The organism is Mucilaginibacter sp. P5_A4 (assembly GCF_056400605.1).
This window is the reverse complement of record NZ_JBFUKX010000030.1, coordinates 1-18,432: the sequence shown is the minus strand read 5'-3', so window position 1 is coordinate 18,432 and position 18,432 is coordinate 1. Positions and strand designations below refer to the sequence as shown.

Annotated in this window: 19 protein-coding genes and 1 pseudogene; 11 read left to right on the top strand and 9 right to left on the bottom strand. The window is 41.2% G+C overall.

Features of this window, described 5'->3' with window-relative positions; all coding sequences use genetic code 11:
- The first annotated feature begins 1 nt into the window (after position 1).
- On the top strand, positions 2-454 hold the full coding sequence (locus tag AC1DQW_RS17415) for an aspartyl protease family protein (protein ID WP_477455253.1): 453 nt from the start codon (positions 2-4) through the stop codon (positions 452-454).
- Between the two features lie 155 nt (positions 455-609).
- Here the strand turns inward: AC1DQW_RS17415 and AC1DQW_RS17410 are convergent, their stop codons facing one another.
- The 4 genes from AC1DQW_RS17410 to gyrB all read right to left on the bottom strand — a co-directional run bounded on the left by AC1DQW_RS17410 (position 610) and on the right by gyrB (position 4,503).
- A complete protein-coding gene (locus AC1DQW_RS17410) occupies positions 610-1,269 on the bottom strand; it encodes a hypothetical protein (RefSeq protein WP_477455252.1) in 660 nt (219 codons plus the stop codon).
- A gap of 40 nt (positions 1,270-1,309) precedes the next feature.
- Positions 1,310-1,999: a hypothetical protein gene (locus AC1DQW_RS17405; protein WP_477455251.1), complete on the bottom strand. Its 690-nt coding sequence runs from the start codon at positions 1,997-1,999 to the stop codon at positions 1,310-1,312.
- Positions 1,996-2,334, bottom strand: a complete 339-nt coding sequence (locus AC1DQW_RS17400) for a PadR family transcriptional regulator (RefSeq protein WP_477455250.1) — start codon at positions 2,332-2,334, stop codon at positions 1,996-1,998. Before AC1DQW_RS17400 ends, AC1DQW_RS17405 begins: the two co-directional genes overlap by 4 nt.
- A 210-nt stretch (positions 2,335-2,544) precedes the next feature.
- Complete coding sequence (gene gyrB, locus AC1DQW_RS17395) at positions 2,545-4,503, bottom strand: DNA topoisomerase (ATP-hydrolyzing) subunit B (RefSeq protein ID WP_477455249.1); 1,959 nt, start codon at positions 4,501-4,503, stop codon at positions 2,545-2,547.
- Between the two features lie 239 nt (positions 4,504-4,742).
- Here gyrB and AC1DQW_RS17390 point away from each other — a divergent pair, with 239 nt between their 5' ends.
- Positions 4,743-5,339, top strand: a complete 597-nt coding sequence (locus AC1DQW_RS17390; protein ID WP_477455248.1) for an OmpH/Skp family outer membrane protein — start codon at positions 4,743-4,745, stop codon at positions 5,337-5,339.
- A gap of 659 nt (positions 5,340-5,998) precedes the next feature.
- A complete protein-coding gene (locus AC1DQW_RS17385; RefSeq protein WP_477406907.1) occupies positions 5,999-6,478 on the top strand; it encodes a nucleoside deaminase in 480 nt (159 codons plus the stop codon).
- A 58-nt stretch (positions 6,479-6,536) separates the two neighbouring features.
- Here AC1DQW_RS17385 and AC1DQW_RS17380 read toward each other — a convergent pair whose 3' ends face one another.
- The gene (locus tag AC1DQW_RS17380) at positions 6,537-6,947 is read right to left on the bottom strand and encodes an RNA-binding S4 domain-containing protein (protein WP_477455247.1); all 411 of its coding nucleotides are present in this window, start codon (positions 6,945-6,947) and stop codon (positions 6,537-6,539) included.
- 330 nt (positions 6,948-7,277) lie between these two features.
- Here AC1DQW_RS17380 and AC1DQW_RS17375 point away from each other — a divergent pair, with 330 nt between their 5' ends.
- The 6 genes from AC1DQW_RS17375 (at position 7,278) to miaA (ending at position 13,133) form a co-directional block, all read left to right on the top strand.
- The gene (locus tag AC1DQW_RS17375; RefSeq protein WP_477406903.1) at positions 7,278-8,093 is read left to right on the top strand and encodes a 2,3,4,5-tetrahydropyridine-2,6-dicarboxylate N-succinyltransferase; all 816 of its coding nucleotides are present in this window, start codon (positions 7,278-7,280) and stop codon (positions 8,091-8,093) included.
- 102 nt (positions 8,094-8,195) lie between these two features.
- The gene (locus AC1DQW_RS17370) at positions 8,196-9,185 is read left to right on the top strand and encodes a glycosyltransferase family 9 protein (RefSeq protein WP_477455246.1); all 990 of its coding nucleotides are present in this window, start codon (positions 8,196-8,198) and stop codon (positions 9,183-9,185) included.
- The gene (locus tag AC1DQW_RS17365) at positions 9,178-9,744 is read left to right on the top strand and encodes an L-threonylcarbamoyladenylate synthase (protein WP_477455245.1); all 567 of its coding nucleotides are present in this window, start codon (positions 9,178-9,180) and stop codon (positions 9,742-9,744) included. Before AC1DQW_RS17370 ends, AC1DQW_RS17365 begins: the two co-directional genes overlap by 8 nt.
- Before the next feature lie 175 nt (positions 9,745-9,919).
- Entirely contained in the window at positions 9,920-11,338 is a 1,419-nt protein-coding gene (locus tag AC1DQW_RS17360; RefSeq protein ID WP_477455244.1) for a CCA tRNA nucleotidyltransferase, read from the top strand.
- 38 nt (positions 11,339-11,376) lie between these two features.
- Positions 11,377-12,024, top strand: a complete 648-nt coding sequence (locus tag AC1DQW_RS17355; protein ID WP_477408363.1) for an IS1096 element passenger TnpR family protein — start codon at positions 11,377-11,379, stop codon at positions 12,022-12,024.
- Between the two features lie 188 nt (positions 12,025-12,212).
- Entirely contained in the window at positions 12,213-13,133 is a 921-nt protein-coding gene (miaA, locus tag AC1DQW_RS17350; RefSeq protein ID WP_477455243.1) for a tRNA (adenosine(37)-N6)-dimethylallyltransferase MiaA, read from the top strand.
- Between the two features lie 2 nt (positions 13,134-13,135).
- On the opposite strand, the gene rfbA is transcribed toward miaA, so the two are convergent.
- The gene (gene rfbA / locus AC1DQW_RS17345) at positions 13,136-13,996 is read right to left on the bottom strand and encodes a glucose-1-phosphate thymidylyltransferase RfbA (protein ID WP_477455242.1); all 861 of its coding nucleotides are present in this window, start codon (positions 13,994-13,996) and stop codon (positions 13,136-13,138) included.
- A 311-nt stretch (positions 13,997-14,307) separates the two neighbouring features.
- Here rfbA and cysD point away from each other — a divergent pair, with 311 nt between their 5' ends.
- Together cysD and cysN are read left to right on the top strand one after the other, a co-directional pair.
- A complete protein-coding gene (gene cysD, locus AC1DQW_RS17340; protein WP_477455241.1) occupies positions 14,308-15,213 on the top strand; it encodes a sulfate adenylyltransferase subunit CysD in 906 nt (301 codons plus the stop codon).
- Positions 15,214-15,278: 65 nt separating this feature from the next.
- Positions 15,279-16,523 (top strand): sulfate adenylyltransferase subunit CysN, encoded by a 1,245-nt coding sequence (cysN, locus tag AC1DQW_RS17335; protein WP_477455240.1) that lies wholly within the window; start codon positions 15,279-15,281, stop codon positions 16,521-16,523.
- A gap of 99 nt (positions 16,524-16,622) precedes the next feature.
- On the opposite strand, the gene rfbD is transcribed toward cysN, so the two are convergent.
- The 3 genes and pseudogenes from rfbD to AC1DQW_RS17320 form a co-directional block, all read right to left on the bottom strand.
- Positions 16,623-17,480 (bottom strand): dTDP-4-dehydrorhamnose reductase, encoded by an 858-nt coding sequence (gene rfbD, locus AC1DQW_RS17330; RefSeq protein WP_477455239.1) that lies wholly within the window; start codon positions 17,478-17,480, stop codon positions 16,623-16,625.
- A 13-nt stretch (positions 17,481-17,493) separates the two neighbouring features.
- On the bottom strand, positions 17,494-18,156 hold the full coding sequence (rfbC, locus tag AC1DQW_RS17325) for a dTDP-4-dehydrorhamnose 3,5-epimerase (RefSeq protein ID WP_477455238.1): 663 nt from the start codon (positions 18,154-18,156) through the stop codon (positions 17,494-17,496).
- Positions 18,157-18,171: 15 nt separating this feature from the next.
- Positions 18,172-18,432, bottom strand: a pseudogene (locus AC1DQW_RS17320) (mannose-1-phosphate guanylyltransferase); the annotation flags it as partial.

Genomic DNA, 18,432 nt, shown 5'->3' with positions numbered 1-18,432 from the left:
TATGACATCCATTCCCCTCCAGATCATCGACCTGCACGACGATGGCTTTCATCCCCTGATAGAAGTTATCCTGTTTGGCAAAGCATTTATTATGGTGTTAGATACCGGTGCATCAAAAACTGCTTTCGATCAAACCATGCTGGCCGGGGCAAGTGATGCAACTTCCATATTGGAGAGCGACAGGCTGTCAACAGGTTTGGGTACCAATACCATGCAATCGTTCACTGCCATAATCAGCGGCATGCAAATCGGCAGTTTATTGGTTGATGATTTTGAAGTTGCGGTATTGGATCTGTCTACCATCAATATAGCCTACAGCCAGATGGGCCATCCACAGGTATTGGGCGTTTTAGGCGGCGATATCCTGATGAAATACAAAGCAGTGATTGATTACGGTAAACAAGTAATTAAATTAAAAAAGCCCCGCGTTAAAAAGCGCAGGACTTTGAAATAGTATGATAAAGTGTTATTTAGTCACCTTCACTTTAAATTCCGCCCTGCTTAATTTAAAAAAGGCGATGGCATAAGCTAAAAACAGCACCACACCGATGGTTACCCATAAAATTGAAACTGCTGAATAATTCGTCCTGGCGGGTGTTTGGCTTCATATTAATGGGATATAGGTTTTAACGTTTTAAATTGCTGGCAAAAGCGTATGGCGGCAAGGTTTAACAATATATACAGCATCAATGCCATCATCAGAATTATTGGATGTAAATAGTCAACAGCATAGGCCGGCAAAAAAAAGAGCAGCCAATTAAGCAAACCAAATGATGCTGCTGCCTTTTTAATCAAGTGGATCCTTAAAAAGCGTTGGCCGTTATCTACAGATTTCAATACCCTTTCCTTCAACGAAAAATGTGCATAGATAACGGACGAACCGGCCAGCAACATACACCCCATTAGCATTGACAACTTTACCGGCTCCGTATTCGGTAGCCTAAGGCTTAGTAATAGCACTACAATTGTAAACCCCAGTATAGGCCAGGTAAGGTAGTATCTCAAACTTTGCCACCATAATTTTTGGATGTTTTGGTTGTAAACATCTTCCTTGTTAATCGCCAGGTTTGCTATGCCCTCATACCCGCCAAACTGACCGTCAACCACTTGCTGAAACAGGATTTCAATATGACTATTGTAGTCATCCGCACGTTTTTTTTCTATAGCAAATATAACATGGTCAAGAATTTCATCGTAAATCTCCCCGTATTTAATCCCGTATGTTTTCATACGCTCTTTAATCCATTTTAATTCTTCTGCCGATATCATTTTAAAGACGGTTTAGGGTTTGATTGTACTATTGTTTGGGTTATGTTAAAGCTTTGGTCGCTATCACCTTCCTGCAAAAGCGTATGGCTGTTAAATTCAATACCACAAAAAACATCATTATAGTAATGCACACTTGTAACGGGATATGTTTAAAAGCACTCCAATTTTCGGCCCCATTATTAAATATAAAAAAGAGTTGTGGCAAATAAATCATTCCGTTGAGCAAAAACGCGGGTATTTGCGTTTTAGTTATGAGCTGTGCCTTTAAAAGCGACTTTTTTCCTTTAACAGCATGCAACTTACCGGCCAACGACAAGTAGGCATATATTACCGGCGAAAAGGCCAGTAATAAGCATCCTGATAGTAAGAAAATTTTTACCACCCGTATATCAGGTAGTTTTAAGCTGATCAGCAATACCAATACTATAAAAGTCAACATTGGCCATGTAAGATATTGTTTAGCACTTTGCAGCCAAAGGTTTTGCATGCCTTGCCGGTATATGTCTTCCTGTTGTTTAGCCAGGTTTTCAATTCCAAAAAGGCCCTTAAAATGCTCGTCGATCACTTGCTGAAACAGCCATTTAATATCCTGCTGGTCACCCGCTTTGCGTTTTTCTTCTATGGCCGTGATAACATGATCCAATATCTCATCATAAATCTCCTGGTATTTGATGTCGTATATTTCCATACGCGTATCAATCCACTTTAGCTCATCGGTGGTCAGCGTCATTTTATAGCGGGTTTAAGGTTTAATAACAACTGTAACTGATCGATAAATGAACGTGCTTCTTCCAGTTTACTGGTAACTTCTTTACCACCTTGTTCGGTAAGGCGATAGTACTTGCGCACGCGGTTATCCACCACCCGGGTAAAAGTTTCCAGCAAACCATCGGCTTCCAGCTTGTGCAGGGCCGGGTAAAGCGCCCCTTCAGTAAGCAGGATCTCACCGGCGGTTACTTCTTTTACCTTTTGAGTAATTTCGTAACCATACATTTCGGCATTATCTTCCAACAGTTTTAAAATAATGGTTTGCAGCGTGCCTTTTAGCAATGGGTTTGTGCTCATATCCAAATGTAAGCTTTTAAATTTATATACATAACAAAATTATGTATATAAATTTAAAAGCTTACCCCCCCCCAGCCCCCTAAAGGGGGAGCTTTTTTATTTTCAGATATTTTTAATTAAAGCAAAAAAAAGCCTTCCAGATACTGGAAGGCTTTTTGTTTACTTGCATATTTGCCCACTCACTCCCCCTTCAGGGGGCCGGGGGGCTTCCTATGTATCTATCTTGGCATACTTAGCGTTACGCTCAATAAACTCGCGGCGTGGGGCAACCTCATCGCCCATCAGCATGCTGAAGGTATGGTCGCACTCAGCAGCGTTTTCGATAGTAGCACGTTTAAGTGTACGGGTGGCAGGGTTCATGGTAGTATCCCAAAGCTGAATGTCGTTCATCTCGCCCAAACCTTTGTAACGTTGTATGTGAACACTATCTTCCTTACCGGCACCTTTTAAGCGCTGTACGGCAGCATCGCGTTGTACATCATTCCAGCAGTATTCAAACTCTTTACCTTTTTTAACCTGGTATAGCGGCGGCGAAGCAATGTATACATAACCGGCTTCTACCAACTCTTTCATATAGCGGAAGAAGAACGTAAGGATCAGCGTGGTAATGTGCGATCCATCCACGTCGGCATCCGTCATGATGATGATTTTGTGGTAACGCAGTTTGGTAATGTTAAGCGCTTTATCATCATCAGGTGTACCCCGGCTAACGCCAAGGCCGGTAAACATGTTCTTGATCTCTTCGTTCTCGTATATCTTGTGCTCCATGGCTTTCTCCACGTTCAGGATCTTACCACGCAATGGTAAAATAGCCTGGTATTCGCGGTCGCGGCCTTGTTTGGCAGTACCACCTGCCGAGTCGCCCTCAACCAGGTATAGCTCGCAAAGCGATGGATCGTTATTGGCACAATCGGATAATTTACCCGGCAGGCCAGATCCCGTCATAACACTCTTGCGCTGCACCAGTTCGCGGGCCTTACGGGCTGCAGCACGGGCAGTAGCGGCCAGTATTACCTTATTAACAATCAGCCTGGCTTCTTTAGGATTTTCTTCCAGGAAATTACCCAGGATTTCGCCTACAGCCATATCCACAGCACCCATTACCTCGTTATTACCTAACTTGGTTTTGGTTTGCCCTTCAAACTGCGGCTCCTGAACTTTCACCGAAATTACGGCCGTTAACCCCTCGCGGAAGTCGTCACCGGTAATTTCCATCTTCATGTTTTTCAGCAAGCCCGATTTATCAGCATATGCTTTCAATGTACGGGTTAAACCACGGCGGAAACCGGCAACGTGGGTACCACCTTCAATAGTATTAATGTTATTTACGTATGAGAAAACATTCTCGGAGTAAGTATCATTATACTGGAAAGCAAGCTCAACCGGGATCCCGTTTTTAATACCATCAAGATAAATAGGATCGGGAATAATAGCTGTACGTGTGCCATCCAAAAACTTAACAAACTCGCGCAAACCACCTTCAGAATAAAACTCTTCTGTTGGGAAAGAGCCATCCTCATTAGGAATCCGCTCATCGGTTAACGTTAGGCGGATACCTTTATTTAAAAATGAAAGTTCGCGTAAACGACCGGCAAGGGTATCGTACTTATACTCGGTGGTAAGGTTAAATATGGTAGCATCTGGTTTAAAGATGATGGTAGTACCTCTTTTATCCGTTTCGCCAATGGTTTTAACATCAAATAAAGGTTTTCCCTCTGAATACTCCTGCGTCCAGATTTTACCTTCGCGGTAAACCAGCGCAGTAAGGTGGATAGATAGCGCGTTAACGCAACTAACACCCACGCCGTGTAAACCGCCCGATACCTTATAAGTATCCTTATCAAATTTACCACCGGCGTGTAACACGGTCATTACTACCTCTAAAGCCGATTTCTGCTCCTTAGTGTGCATCGCGGTTGGAATACCACGACCATTATCTTCAACCCTTATCGAGTTATCTTTTAATATAAAAACTTTAATTGTGTCGCAGTGGCCGGCAAGGGCTTCGTCGATTGAGTTATCAACTACCTCATATACTAAATGGTGCAAACCTTTAACGCCTGTATCACCAATGTACATGGACGGACGCTTACGTACCGCCTCTAAACCTTCTAATACCTGTATATTATCTGCTGAATAATTGGATTTGTCCTGATTTTCTTCGCTCATATTTATTTAGTACAACAACCTTCAAAAGTACGAAAAATAGCCGGGATTAACGAATAATTGTGGATAAAAAGCGACGTGTGAGGAATTTGAAGATTTGGTAATTTGAAGATTTGAAAATGAATTTTTAACGCGAAATTTTCAAATTCTCAAATCTCCGAATTTTCAAATAAACAATTGATTAGGATACTTGCAATGAAAGTTTATCTTTGTCAAACTTTTTTAATTTTTTACGTGAGATAATGAAAACTACTGTTTCAACTTTAACAAAATTCACCTTCGGGATATTAATTGCAGGTAGCATAGCCGCCTGTAACCAAAATAAAACTGCCGATAAACCGGCCGCTGCTACATCTGCTGTAAGTGACAGTAAAGAACCCATCGTTTATATCAATTCAGATACTTTATTAAGTAAATACGAGTACACAAAAGATATGAATAAGCGCCTGGAAGAAAAAGGAAAAGCTTCACAAAGCGATTTACAGAACAAAGGCCAGGCTTTTCAGCGTGAGGTTGCAGAGTATCAAAAAAGTGCTGCTACTTTGCCGGCAGATCAGCGCCAGGCAACCGAGCAACGTTTACAACGCAAACAACAGGAATTACAAGGCTACCAGCAAAACGCAACTGCCGAGTTTCAAAATGTGCAGGCAACTGAAAGCAGCAAACAATACGATAAAATTGCTGAGTTTACAAAAGCTTATGCTAAAGAAAAAGGCTACAGATTGGTATTGCTATATTCAAAAGCAAGCCCGGTTGTATTATATGGCGACCCGTCATTAGATGTTACCAGCGATGTAATTAAAAGACTTAACGACGCCTACGCGAAAGAGAAAAAATAATTTCAATTTGAAAATTGAAGATATGCTAATTTGAAAATTCTTAGAGGCTGTTTAAAAATAAACGCGTCATTACTGTTTTTTCCAATTTTCTAAGTRCCATTAAACTATAGGTTTTTGATTTATAACTTTTGTGGTTCTTAAATTGAGGCTAAAATTTGCCGGATTTGTGAGATAGGCGGATGATAAGTTTCCAATTAATCCGGCTCTATATATCACGATATAAATTGATTTTTCTTCAAAAAAGTTTATTTATAGTGAAGRCAGGAATACTATATAGAAATTAATTAACAAAGAAAAAAGAAGTAAATCACTTTGCGTCTTAGCGTCTTTGCGCGAGATAAATTCAGATCTCGGCCTACAATCCGTCAGCTTGATTTTAATCACAAGTTAATATTGGGGTTTATAGTGTTGATTATCAGCCGCATAAGTGTTCCGCTCCTTGTTGATTTTTAAAAAGCTTAAGTTGTTGATAATCAGCCACAATGCGTTCCAAAGCGTTCGGGGTGTTCCACTGCACTCAAATGGAACACTTAATAAATCAAATTTAAACAGCTTCTTAGGAAAAATCATTTTCAAATCTCCAAATTATCACATTTTCAAATTATAAATATTTTTATAAAAACCTCAACTTCGGTTGAGGTTTTTTAATTTAGAGGAATATGAAAAACATGGCGCACGAAAAATTTATGCGGATAGCTATTGAGCTGTCAGAATATAATGTTAAGCAAGGCATGGGCGGCCCTTTTGGTGCTGTTATCACCAAGGATGGCATGATCCTGGCCCGTAGCGCTAACCGTGTTGTACCTACCAATGATCCAACGGCTCATGCAGAAGTTTCGGTGATCCGCATGGCTTGCCAGGAGCTTGGCACTTACGATCTGTCGGGCTGCGAAATTTATACCAGTTGCGAACCCTGCCCTATGTGCCTGGGCGCTATTTACTGGGCCCGTATTGATAAGGTTTACTACGCCAACACCAAAGCTGATGCAGCTGAAATAGGTTTTGATGACCATGCTATATATCATGAACTGGGAAGCCCCATGGCCAACCGCAAACTTCCGTTTGTACAATTATTGCGTGATGAAGCCCTTGCTGTTTTTAAACTTTGGCAGGATGAGGAAAATAAGATGAAATATTGAGGCAATTTGAAAATTTCAGATGCCATTCTTCTCATTTTCAAATCACCGAATTTTCAAATTATTCGTCTTCTTCTCCGCTCTCAAAAAAGTTATCTTTCAGGTCATCAATTTCCCTTCTGTCGAGTTTAGTAGGCCGACCTGCACCGCGGTCGCGTTTAAGTATCGGGGCATGAAACATGGACTTAAAGGCCTGGGTTTGCTCAACCGGGGTTATATCCATGTAATAATCAACAGCCTTTTTAGCATCCACCCTATTTTCGAGCAGACCTGTAACCCTAATTACTTTACGATCGGGTCCTTTTGATACCTGGTAAGTATCGCCAATTTTCACCTCGTACGATGCTTTGATATTCTTACTATCCAACTTTACGCGCCCGGCCTTACAGGCATCAGAGGCCAGTGTACGGGTTTTAAAAAGCCTGATAGCCCATAGGTACTTATCTATTCTTAATTTTTCTTTTTCGGGCATAACCCTGCAAAAGTAAACAGTTTTTTAAAACAATTATTGCCGTTCTCGCCAGGCCTCAAGGTCTTTTTTGATAAATTTATGGAACATCTGCCCGACGTAACCAACACTGATATAGTGAAAAATTCAATTCCAAAAATCTGCAATGATGATATCGCCAGTAAAAATGCAGAAAATGGACATAGCATTCATAATCAGGAAGAGGTTAGGTGGTAATAATACCGGGTTGCCGGTTAACACATAATAAATTGCCGGTTTTACTCAAACACATTCACCTTAATTCAAGCAATTCTCCTTAAAATTCCTTTAATTTGCCAAAAGTTAATTTCATCAATGCAAGATCTTAAAAAACTGATTGAAGATGCCTGGGAAGACAGGAATCTGCTAAATTATAATGACTATACTAATGCCATTGAAGCCGTTATTGAACGTTTAGACAAAGGCGAAATTCGCGTAGCCGAACTGATAGGTACACGCTGGCACGTAAACGAGTGGATAAAGAAAGCCGTGGTATTGTATTTCCCAACCCGCAGTATGGAAGAAATTAAAGTTGGTCCTTTTGTTTTTCATGATAAAATGAAACTAAAAACCGACTATAAAGCAACCGGCGTTCGTGTGGTACCTCATGGTATTGCCCGTTATGGAGCTTACCTGGCCAAAGGTGTTATCATGATGCCATCATATGTAAATATAGGCGCTTATGTTGATGAAGGTACCATGGTTGATACCTGGGCAACTGTAGGTTCATGCGCTCAAATTGGCAAGCACGTACACTTAAGTGGCGGTGTTGGTATTGGCGGAGTATTGGAGCCATTGCAGGCCGCCCCGGTTATTATAGAAGATAATTGCTTTATTGGCTCAAGAGCTATTGTGGTTGAAGGTGTACACGTTGAACATGAGGCTGTATTAGGCGCAAATGTGGTTTTAACGGCATCAACAAAAATTATTGATGTTACCGGCTCAACTCCGGTTGAATATAAGGGCCGTGTACCGGCACGTTCGGTGGTAATACCGGGTTCATATACCAAAACATTTCCCGCCGGCGAATACCAGGTACCATGTGCTTTAATCATTGGTACCCGCAAGGAATCAACCGATAAAAAAACATCCCTTAATGATGCTTTAAGGGAAAACAACGTTGCTGTTTAGTAATTAGTTGATTAAGTTGGGGTAAGTGAGTGGTTAGATTTTGAAAAGATCCAATAACGCAACCATTCATTTAATCAATCATTCACATAATCAACTCAATAAATGAAAATACTGATAAGGCTGCCTAACTGGCTTGGCGATGTGGTGATGAGTACCGCTTTCATTGCCGCAGTGAGGCAGCTTTATCCTTTAGCACAGGTTGATGTTATCATTAAAAGCGAACTGGGCAATTTAGTCCCGCTTATTCCCGGAATAACCACTATCCATCTTTTTTCAAAGCAGGAATACAGCGGCCTGCCAGGTGTTTATCGTTTCGGTAAAAAACTGCGTGCAGAAAAATACGATCTGTTTTTTAACCTGCCGCATTCCCTTTCTTCATTAGTTATGGGTAAGGCCACATCTGCAAAAAAAAGAATTGGTTTTGATAAAGAGGGCGGTTTTTTCCTGCTTACTAATTCTTACAAAAAACCTTTTAATCGTCACCGGGTTGATGAATATTTATACCTGCTTGAGCAGTTTACAGGTAAAACTATCCGGCACAAACACGTTGAGCTAATACCGGCTTTAAGTACCCCAAAGCAAACCAACCGAGTTTTGGTCAATTTTAACTCCGAGGCTACATCGCGCAGGATGCCGCCTGATAAAGGCATACATTTGCTCAATACTTTAACCAACACTTTTCCGGGTACAATATTTTGCCTTATCGGTTCCCCGAAGGAATCTGAATTTGTTAACCAGCTGATTGCCGGAGCGGAAAATGCCGACCGGCTTGAAAACTATGCCGGTAAAACCAACCTGCCCGGTTTGTGCAGCTTAATGGCCGGGAGCGCGGCTTTATTAACCACAGATTCGGGGCCGGCCCATTTGGCCAACGCTGTGGGTATACCTGTTATAGTATTATTTGGAGCAGGAAACGAGCATAATACCGCACCATACAATAAACAAAACTTATCCATAATACGTTATGCTAAACTAACCTGCGAACCTTGTGTGCGCAATACCTGCAAGCTTTATAACGTACCCAAATGCATGGAAATGCTTAACGAATTTGAAATTATGAACAATTTAGGCCAATATATAGATCATGCTTAGAGACGAAGTTGCCAACGCTTTTAAAGTGCTGCAGGAAGGCGGCATTATCCTGTACCCTACAGATACCATTTGGGGCATTGGCTGTGATGCTACCAATGCTGAAGCTATAAAAAAGATCTATCGCCTTAAACAGCGCGATGAAGCTAAAAGCATGGTGATCCTACTGGATACAGAAAACAAGCTGGAGAGCTACGTACAAGAAGTAAATCCCCTGGCTTACGACCTGATAGAATACGCCGAAAACCCTTTAACCCTGGTAATGCCCGGCGCCAAAAATATTTCACCATCATTGATAGCCGCCGATGGTAGTATAGCTATACGGGTAACCAGTCACCAGTTTTGTCAACAACTGATACAACGCCTGCGTAAGCCACTGGTATCCACATCTGCCAATATCAGCGGCAAACCCTCTCCTCAATACTTTTCGCAGGTTGACCAGGAGATCATAGATGGTGTTGATTATGTGGTTAACATTGATCAGCATAGTAAGGAAATCAAAAATCCGTCAACCATTATGAAGCTGGCTCCGGATGGTCGTTTTGAGTTTATCAGAAGGTAGAATCAAAAGCTAAGATTGTTGTTAACTTAAAACCGGCTCATCATTGCTGTAAAGGACTTACCCGCGGCGATTTATTTATTTCAGACAGCTTCTTAAAATTTTAAATAACCTTACCTTTGCACTTTGCTTTAAAGCCTAAAATTTAGGATTTAGCCCTTAGAATTTAGCGTTTCCTATGAAAGAACACCTGCAGCATCCTGTATTTTCTGTTATATCCAAACTTGCTGCACAACACAATGTACAGGTATATGCTATTGGTGGCTTTGTTCGTGATATTTTTTTAAATCGCCCCTCAAAAGATATTGATATTGTAATTATTGGTAATGGCATTGAGTTTGCCGAAGCAGTGGGCGCTAAACTCAAAGTAAAGGTTGCAATCTATAAAAATTTTGGTACAGCTTCGCTCAAATACCGCGACCTGGAAATTGAATTTGTAGGCGCCCGCAAAGAATCATACCGCCGGGACTCCCGCAAGCCCATAGTGGAAAACGGCACTTTGGAGGATGATCAAAAGCGCCGCGATTTCACAATTAACGCGCTGGCCATTTCTCTCAATCCCGATACCTTTGGTACGCTGCTTGACCCATTCAACGGTTTGGCCGATCTGGAACAAACACTCATCAGGACACCGCTTGACCCTGCCGAAACCTTCTCCGACGATCCGTTGCGTATGATGCGGGCCATCAGGTTTGCTTCGCAGCTTAATTTCAGGATTGACGATATTGCCGTGGCCGCCATTAAAAATAATGCCGATCGTATCAGCATCATATCCCAGGAACGTATTACCGACGAACTTAATAAGATCATCCTGTCACCGGTTCCCTCAATCGGGTTTAATTATTTGTTTGATACCGGGCTGTTGCACAAAATCTTCCCGCAAATGACCAGTCTTTACGGGGTTGATTATATTGATGGCAAAGGCCATAAAGATAATTTTTACCATACCCTGCAGGTGCTTGATAACATTTGTGAAACCACTACCGATCTTTGGTTACGCTGGGCCGCCATATTACATGATATAGCCAAACCTGCCACCAAGCGCTTTGAGCCTGGTCACGGGTGGACTTTCCATGGGCATGAAGATAGGGGCGCACGCATGGTGCCTAAAATATTTGCACAGTTAAAACTACCACTTAACGAAAAAATGAAGCAGGTACAAAAACTTGTTCAGCTGCATTTACGCCCAATTGTATTGTCGCAATCTATCGTAACAGATTCGGCGGTACGTAGGTTACTTTTTGAGGCAGGTGATGACATTGATGGCCTGATGTTGTTGTGTAAAGCAGACATTACCACAAAAAACGAATACAAGGTTAAAAAATACCGTAACAATTTTGAGCTTGTTCAGCAAAAATTAAAAGATGTTGAGGAGCGCGATAGCATAAGAAACTGGCAGCCACCGGTTACCGGGATAGATATTATGCAGCTTTTTGGTATAAAAGAGGGTCGTGAGGTAGGAATTATCAAAAATCAGATCCGCGAAGCCATATTAGAAGGTGAGATTCCGAATACGCGCGAAGCTGCCATTAATTACACAATTATCAAAGGTTTAGAAATTGGCTTAAAAGTTGTGGCAAGTTCAAAATTAAATTAAAACACTATTTTTGTCCCCACTAAAAATTTACTAAAATAATGGCACTATACAGGTTCAGGGTTACTTTCGAAGATTATGATGATGTGATGCGGGAGATTGATGTAAAATCTAATCAAACCTTCGAAGATTTACACCGCGCAATACATCAGTCAACCGGTTATAATCCCGAATTTCCTTCATCGTTTTATATTAGCAATGATCAGTGGATGAAAGGTGAAGAAATAACCTATCTGCCCAATCAAAAAAGGAAGGACCGTGGCGTATCACTGATGAGTAATGTAAAGCTGTTAAGTTTTATTGATGATCCGCACCAAAAATTTTACTATACTTTCAATTTTGATCGTCCGTTTGATTTTCACGTAGAATTAATGAAGATCATTCTTAATGATACACCGGGCACTACTTATCCTGCCGTAATTAAATCAGTTGGTGAAGCACCTAAACAGTTTGGCAACGTATTTACGCCCACGGTAGCTGCTGCCGCTGATGAAGACTTCGACTTTTTAAATGAGATGGCATTTAATCCTGAGGATACCGAAGATTTCTCGGAAGTTACAGATGTTGATGCAGACCTGCCCGAAGAAAAGGCCGAAGAGGAAGAAGATGACGGATTCGGCGGTGAATTTGGAGATGATGAGGGCTTTGAAGATGATGACAAACCACACCGCGATGGTGACGATTATTAATATAAGTTAATAAGATATCTACACCCGTCATTGCGAGGAATGCTTCGTTCCGCCCCATGACAAGTTGTAAAACCCCAGACTTACGAAGTTTTTAAAACTTCGTAAGTCTTTCGCCGATTTGTCCCCCTCCTTTAGAGTCTCGGTATCTTAATACTCGTAATGACATTTTTTTTACCGCATAATTACTCATGCCCCATCCCACTCCCAAAACACTCGTTGTAGTTGCCGGCCCTACAGCTGTAGGTAAAACAGCAGCTGCGATTGAGCTGGCAATGTATTATGATACCGTTGTGGTATCGGCTGATTCAAGGCAGTTTTTTAGGGAGATGAGTATTGGTACGGCAAAACCCAGTGCTGCAGAGTTAGCCCAGGTTAAACATTATTTTATAGATTCACATTCTGTAAATGAGGCGTTTTCGGTTGGCGACTTTGAAAAACAAGGGCTTGCTTTACTTGATGAACTTTTTAAAACGCATGATCATGTTATTTTGGCAGGCGGCTCCGGCCTTTACATCAAAGCCATTTGTGAAGGTTTTGACGATCTGCCAACAGCCGATCCGCATACAAGGGAAAAGCTAAACCTCGAACTGGAAGAAAAAGGAATAGGCTATCTACAGGAAAAATTAAAATCAGCTGATCCGGTTTATTATACAGAGGTCGACTTAAGTAACCCTCAACGCATCATCAGGGCATTGGAAGTTTTTGAAAGCTCGGGCAATCCTATATCCTTTTACAGGCAATCCACAGTTAATAAACGCCCGTTCAATATAATAAAGCTGGCTTTAAACCTCCCCCGCGAAATATTGTATGAACGTATTAATGATCGCGTAGATATCATGATGCAGCAAGGTTTATTAGCAGAAGTAACAGATTTAATCCCACATCGTCATTTAAACGCATTAAACACTGTTGGGTATTCCGAGATCTTTGATTATTTTGATGGAAAATCAACCCTTGAAAAAGCCATTGAAATGATTAAGCAAAATACCAGGCGCTTTGCCAAAAGGCAGCTCACCTGGTTTAGAAAAGATAAATCATTTATTTGGTTTGATGCCGGAGAGCCGGATTTTATTCGTAAAATGATCGAAACCGTTGAAAGCGGATCCTGAGTTTAAGGCAGTAAACTTTGCAGATAGGCGCCATAGCCACTTTTCAAATATTTTTGCACCAGCAGTTTTAACTGATCATCGTTAATAAAACCACGGCGATAAGCCACCTCCTCAATACAACCAATTTTGGTCGACTGACGTTTTTCTATCACCCGCACATACTCTGTAGCATCACTCAAAGAGTCAAAAGTACCTGTATCCAGCCACGCTGTACCTTTATCCATTACACCAACATGCAGATTACCCTGGTCCAGGTAAAATCTGTTTACATCCGTAATTTCGTATTCGCCACGCGGCGACGGTTCCAGATCTTTCGCTATCTGGATCACGCTGTTATCATAAAAATACAATCCGGGTACAGCGAATTTTGATTTAGGGTTAACCGGCTTTTCTTCAATAGATAAGGCTTTAAAATCTTCATCAAACTCTACAACGCCATATCTTTCAGGATCGGCCACGTGATAAGCAAAAATAGCTGCTCCATCAACATCATTAAAGCTGCGAATTAGTTCATTAAAACCGGTGCCATAGAATATATTATCGCCCAAAATAAGGGCTACCTTGTCCTTGCCGATAAATTTCTCACCAATTACAAAAGCCTGGGCAAGCCCGTTTGGTTTTTCTTGTATGGCGTATTCAAATTTGCATCCCAGTTCAGTCCCGTCTCCCAAAAGACGCTTAAAACCGTGATTATCCTCGGCGGTTGTTATGATGAGTATTTCCCGGATATCAGCCTGCATTAAAACGCACAACGGGTAATAAATCATCGGCTTATCATATATGGGCATTAATTGTTTACTTATTGCCCTCGTAATTGGATAAAGCCTTGTACCCGATCCGCCTGCTAAAATGATCCCTTTCATAAATTCAAATGTATGTGATACTGATTTTTTAAAAGTAATTATTTTTCATTATAACTTGTAATATTATGGTATAATGTATACATCGTAATAAATTACCACACTTTTAAACGATTGGTGGATATATAACGTTGATACTTACGCGGCTATTAATAATTGCTCATAATTTATCCAACGGAACATATTCTGTACCAGCTTAATTTTTGAGGTTAAATTCTACTTAATAGCCTTAACATTAGCATAAAAATTGCTAATATTGCAGTTTTATTGCTAAACCCTACTATTTAGGTAGATTTAGCGGATTTAAGGTTACCATGCATAAATATTATCTTACTCATCTGCAGGAATTAGAATCGGAGGCCATTTACGTGATAAGGGAAGTGGTTGCACAGTTTGATCGTCCTGCTATACTGTTCTCGGGCGGTAAAGACTCCATCGTTGTTACTCACCTGGCCCAAAAAGCTTTTTGGCCGGCTAAAATACCTATGCCGCTTATCCACATTGATACGGGGCATAATTTTCCGGAAACTATGGAGTTTCGGGATAAACTGGTTGAAAAACTTGGTGTACAACTAATAGTAGGCTCGGTACAGGAAGCTATAAATAAAGGTCGTGCGGTTGAGGAAAGCGGTATTAATGCAAGCCGAAATGAGCTGCAAATAGTATCCTTATTAGATACCATTGAACATCATAAAATTGATGCTGCCATTGGAGGGGCGCGCAGGGATGAAGAAAAAGCCCGTTCAAAAGAGCGTTTCTTTTCGCACCGGGATGAGTTTGGCCAGTGGGACCCAAAGAACCAACGCCCCGAATTGTGGAATATTTTTAATGGCCGCAAACGTATGGGCGAACATTTCAGGGTGTTCCCGATAAGTAACTGGACCGAGATGGATATCTGGAATTACATTCTGCAAGAGAATATAGATATACCTTCTTTATACTTTGCGCATAATCGCAACGCAGTTTACCGCGATGGTACTTGGCTGCCTGCATCAGAGTTTTTGTCGCTGCGCGATGGTGAGTCTATAGAAAATAAGCTAATGCGCTTCCGTACACTTGGAGATATTACTATTACAGGTGGTATTGAATCTGAGGCGGATACTTTAGAGAAAATTGTAGCCGAAGTATCAGCCACCCGCAGCACCGAACGTGGTAACCGCAGCGATGATAAACGCTCAGATACCTCAATGGAGGACAGGAAAAAACAAGGTTATTTTTAAATTGATCAATCAGCTTTTTAGCTAAAATATAACGTGGGGTGCCTAAAGGCTACACACATTGAATTATGGAACTATTACGTTTTACAACAGCCGGCAGTGTAGATGACGGAAAAAGCACACTTATAGGACGATTGCTTTACGACTCCAAATCCATTTTTGAGGATCAGATGGAAGCCGTAAAACAATCGAGCGAAAGAAAAGGATTACAGCATATCGATCTTTCATTGCTTACCGATGGTTTGAGATCAGAAAGAGAACAAGGTATCACCATTGATGTAGCCTACCGTTATTTTGCTACACCAAAACGTAAATTTATTATAGCAGATACCCCCGGGCACATTCAATATACCCGTAATATGGTTACCGGTGCATCAACCGCCAACCTGGCTTTGGTATTAATAGATGCCCGCAAAGGCGTGGTTGAACAAACCTGCAGACACTCGTTCATCGCTTCGCTATTAAAAATTCCTCATATCATTGTCTGCATTAATAAAATGGACCTGGTTGATTATTCGGAAGAAACATACAATAAGGTGGTTGAGCAGTACAATGCATTTGCCGGCAAAATTGATGTTACAGACATCCGTTATGTGCCCATCAGCGCACTGGAAGGCGATAACGTAGTTAACGATTCGGTGAATATGCCATGGTATAAAGGCGAAAGCTTATTGCACACATTAGAAACAATTCATATTGGCAGTGATGAAAACCATACCGATGCACGTTTCCCTGTACAAACAGTAATTCGTCCGCATGCTGCAGAATATCATGACTACCGGGGCTACGCAGGCCGTATAGCCGGTGGTATTTTTAAACCGGGCGATAAGATAACCGTTTTGCCTTCGGGCTTAACCTCAGCAATTAAATCTATCGATACCTATTCGGGTCCGGTTGAGGAGGCTTTTGCGCCAATGTCGGTTTCAATTACTTTGGAAGATGATATTGATGTAAGCCGTGGCGATATGATAATAAAAGATGACAGCGAACCACAGGTAAGCCAGGATCTTGAAGTTATGCTATGCTGGATGGGATCCCGCGGCCCACGTCCTGGTGCTAAGTATCACCTTAAAAATACTACCCGTGAGGTAATGGCCATTATAAAAGAGGTTTATTACAAATTGGATATTAATACAATGGAAAAGCTGGAAAATGCAGGAGATATTAAAATGAACGAAATGGCCCGTGTACGCCTGCGTACTACACAGCCCCTTGTTTTTGATGAGTATCGCAAAAACCGCATTACAGGATCGTTGATATTGGTTGATGAAGCCACAAATGAAACTGTTGCCGCAGGAACCATACTTTTATAGCGCCTCTCAGCCCCTGATAAAAGATAAAGCCCGGCTCTTTTCAAGTCGGGCTTTATCTTTTATCGGCTATATAAATTACAAGTTTTCTTTAATCGGTTACTAATTCAATTTTTCCAGGCAAGTCGCCAAACTATCTCTCCAGTAAGGAATTTCGATATTAAAAGTGGTTTTGATCTTAGTTTTATCCATTACAGAAAAGGCGGGACGTTGCGCTTTGGTTGGATACTCTGAAGTGCGAATGGGTAATACTTTTACTTGTGTCTCCGAAATATCAAATATTGCTTTGGCAAAATCATACCACGAGGTTACACCCTCATTGCTGTAATGATAAACGCCGTAGCTTTCATTGCCAGATGCTACAATATCAAGTATACAACCAGCTAAATCAATAGCATAGGTCGGTGTACCTACCTGATCGGCTATAATTTTCAGCAAATCCCGCTCGGCACCCAATTTTAGCATAGTTTTGGTGAAGTTGTTGCCATACTCAGAATATAGCCAGCTGGTACGAATGGTATAATATTTTTTTAAAATTGCCGCTATAGCCTGCTCACCTTCCAATTTGGTAAGGCCGTATACACTTATGGGTTCAGCAATATCATCTTCTCTTAAAGGATGAGGTGTATCACCCTTAAAAACAAAATCTGTTGAGATCTGGATCAGTGTTGAGTCATATGCCTTGCATTGCTTTGCCAGGTTAGCTGCGCCGGTATTATTAATACTTCGGGCCAAATCAACCTCATCTTCGGCTTTATCAACAGCTGTATACGCAGCGCAATTTATGGCAAATGCTGGTTTGTATTTCTCAAATACGTTAACCAAAAGGTCTTCTCTAAGTATATTTGCCTCATCTTCGGGCAGGAAATGAATGTGATCTTCTCCCCTATCAATTGCAATCTTTTTAAGGCAATTTCCTAACTGCCCCGATGCTCCAAATACTATAATATTATTTTGCATGATCATGTCTTACTTAAAAACCCAGATCGCCTATATCTTTCAGAAAGGGCAGTTCCCGATCCTTTTCTGATACATTCAACTCATCGCCGCTCATTTGCCAGTCGATGTTCAGTATTGGATCGGCATAATGTAAGCCGCCCTCGGCCTCTTTATTATAGTAATTATCACATTTATACTGAAAAATAGCAGTATCGCTAAACACAATAAATCCGTGAGCAAACCCCCTGGGGATAAAAAGCTGGTGGTTATTTTCGGCAGTGAGCAAAACGCTTTGGCACTGGCCATATGTTGCAGAACCTTTACGCAAATCTACAGCCACATCAAGAACTTCGCCCTGTGTTACCCTAACCAGTTTAGCCTGTGAGTGCTCGCCCTTTTGCAGGTGTAAACCCCGCAATACTCCCTTTGTTGAAAACGATTGATTATCCTGAACAAAATTAACTGTGTAACCCACTACCTTGTTAAAGGTATCAGCATTAAACGATTCAAAAAAATAGCCCCTGTCATCGTTAAAAACACGTGGCGTTAAAATTATAAGTCCCTCAATGGAGGTTTCTGTAATGGTCATATATTGTTTTTGTCCCGCTTTCTGGTGCAGGTATTTGGCAAAGCTATTAAATTTTTGCTGGTAGGTTAATTGAAAGAACGTTTTAGTAATTAAAATTAACTCTATCAACTACCTACTAAAAACCTAAATATACTTTGCCCCAAATCTGCTTTTCACATCAGCTACTACCTGTTTTACATTCTGCTCCTGGTCGCGGGGGCAAATGAGCAGGGTGTTGTTGGATTCTACTACGATGAAGTCATGCAATCCCTTCAGTATCACCAGCTTTTCGCCAGGTACATTTACCATACAGTTGGATGAGTCATACATGATCACCTTCTCCGACGGGATAACAGCGTTGCCTACATAGTCCTTTTCGGCAAGGTCATAAAGCAAGGTCATAAA

Coding starts and splice junctions, on each gene's coding strand:
- AC1DQW_RS17415 (WP_477455253.1), top strand. CDS start 2: ATGACATCCATTCCCCTCCAGATCATCGACCTGCACGACGATGGCTTT.
- AC1DQW_RS17410 (WP_477455252.1), bottom strand. CDS start 1,269: ATGATATCGGCAGAAGAATTAAAATGGATTAAAGAGCGTATGAAAACA.
- AC1DQW_RS17405 (WP_477455251.1), bottom strand. CDS start 1,999: ATGACGCTGACCACCGATGAGCTAAAGTGGATTGATACGCGTATGGAA.
- AC1DQW_RS17400 (WP_477455250.1), bottom strand. CDS start 2,334: ATGAGCACAAACCCATTGCTAAAAGGCACGCTGCAAACCATTATTTTA.
- gyrB (WP_477455249.1), bottom strand. CDS start 4,503: ATGAGCGAAGAAAATCAGGACAAATCCAATTATTCAGCAGATAATATA.
- AC1DQW_RS17390 (WP_477455248.1), top strand. CDS start 4,743: ATGAAAACTACTGTTTCAACTTTAACAAAATTCACCTTCGGGATATTA.
- AC1DQW_RS17385 (WP_477406907.1), top strand. CDS start 5,999: ATGAAAAACATGGCGCACGAAAAATTTATGCGGATAGCTATTGAGCTG.
- AC1DQW_RS17380 (WP_477455247.1), bottom strand. CDS start 6,947: ATGCCCGAAAAAGAAAAATTAAGAATAGATAAGTACCTATGGGCTATC.
- AC1DQW_RS17375 (WP_477406903.1), top strand. CDS start 7,278: ATGCAAGATCTTAAAAAACTGATTGAAGATGCCTGGGAAGACAGGAAT.
- AC1DQW_RS17370 (WP_477455246.1), top strand. CDS start 8,196: ATGAAAATACTGATAAGGCTGCCTAACTGGCTTGGCGATGTGGTGATG.
- AC1DQW_RS17365 (WP_477455245.1), top strand. CDS start 9,178: ATGCTTAGAGACGAAGTTGCCAACGCTTTTAAAGTGCTGCAGGAAGGC.
- AC1DQW_RS17360 (WP_477455244.1), top strand. CDS start 9,920: ATGAAAGAACACCTGCAGCATCCTGTATTTTCTGTTATATCCAAACTT.
- AC1DQW_RS17355 (WP_477408363.1), top strand. CDS start 11,377: ATGGCACTATACAGGTTCAGGGTTACTTTCGAAGATTATGATGATGTG.
- miaA (WP_477455243.1), top strand. CDS start 12,213: ATGCCCCATCCCACTCCCAAAACACTCGTTGTAGTTGCCGGCCCTACA.
- rfbA (WP_477455242.1), bottom strand. CDS start 13,996: ATGAAAGGGATCATTTTAGCAGGCGGATCGGGTACAAGGCTTTATCCA.
- cysD (WP_477455241.1), top strand. CDS start 14,308: ATGCATAAATATTATCTTACTCATCTGCAGGAATTAGAATCGGAGGCC.
- cysN (WP_477455240.1), top strand. CDS start 15,279: ATGGAACTATTACGTTTTACAACAGCCGGCAGTGTAGATGACGGAAAA.
- rfbD (WP_477455239.1), bottom strand. CDS start 17,480: ATGCAAAATAATATTATAGTATTTGGAGCATCGGGGCAGTTAGGAAAT.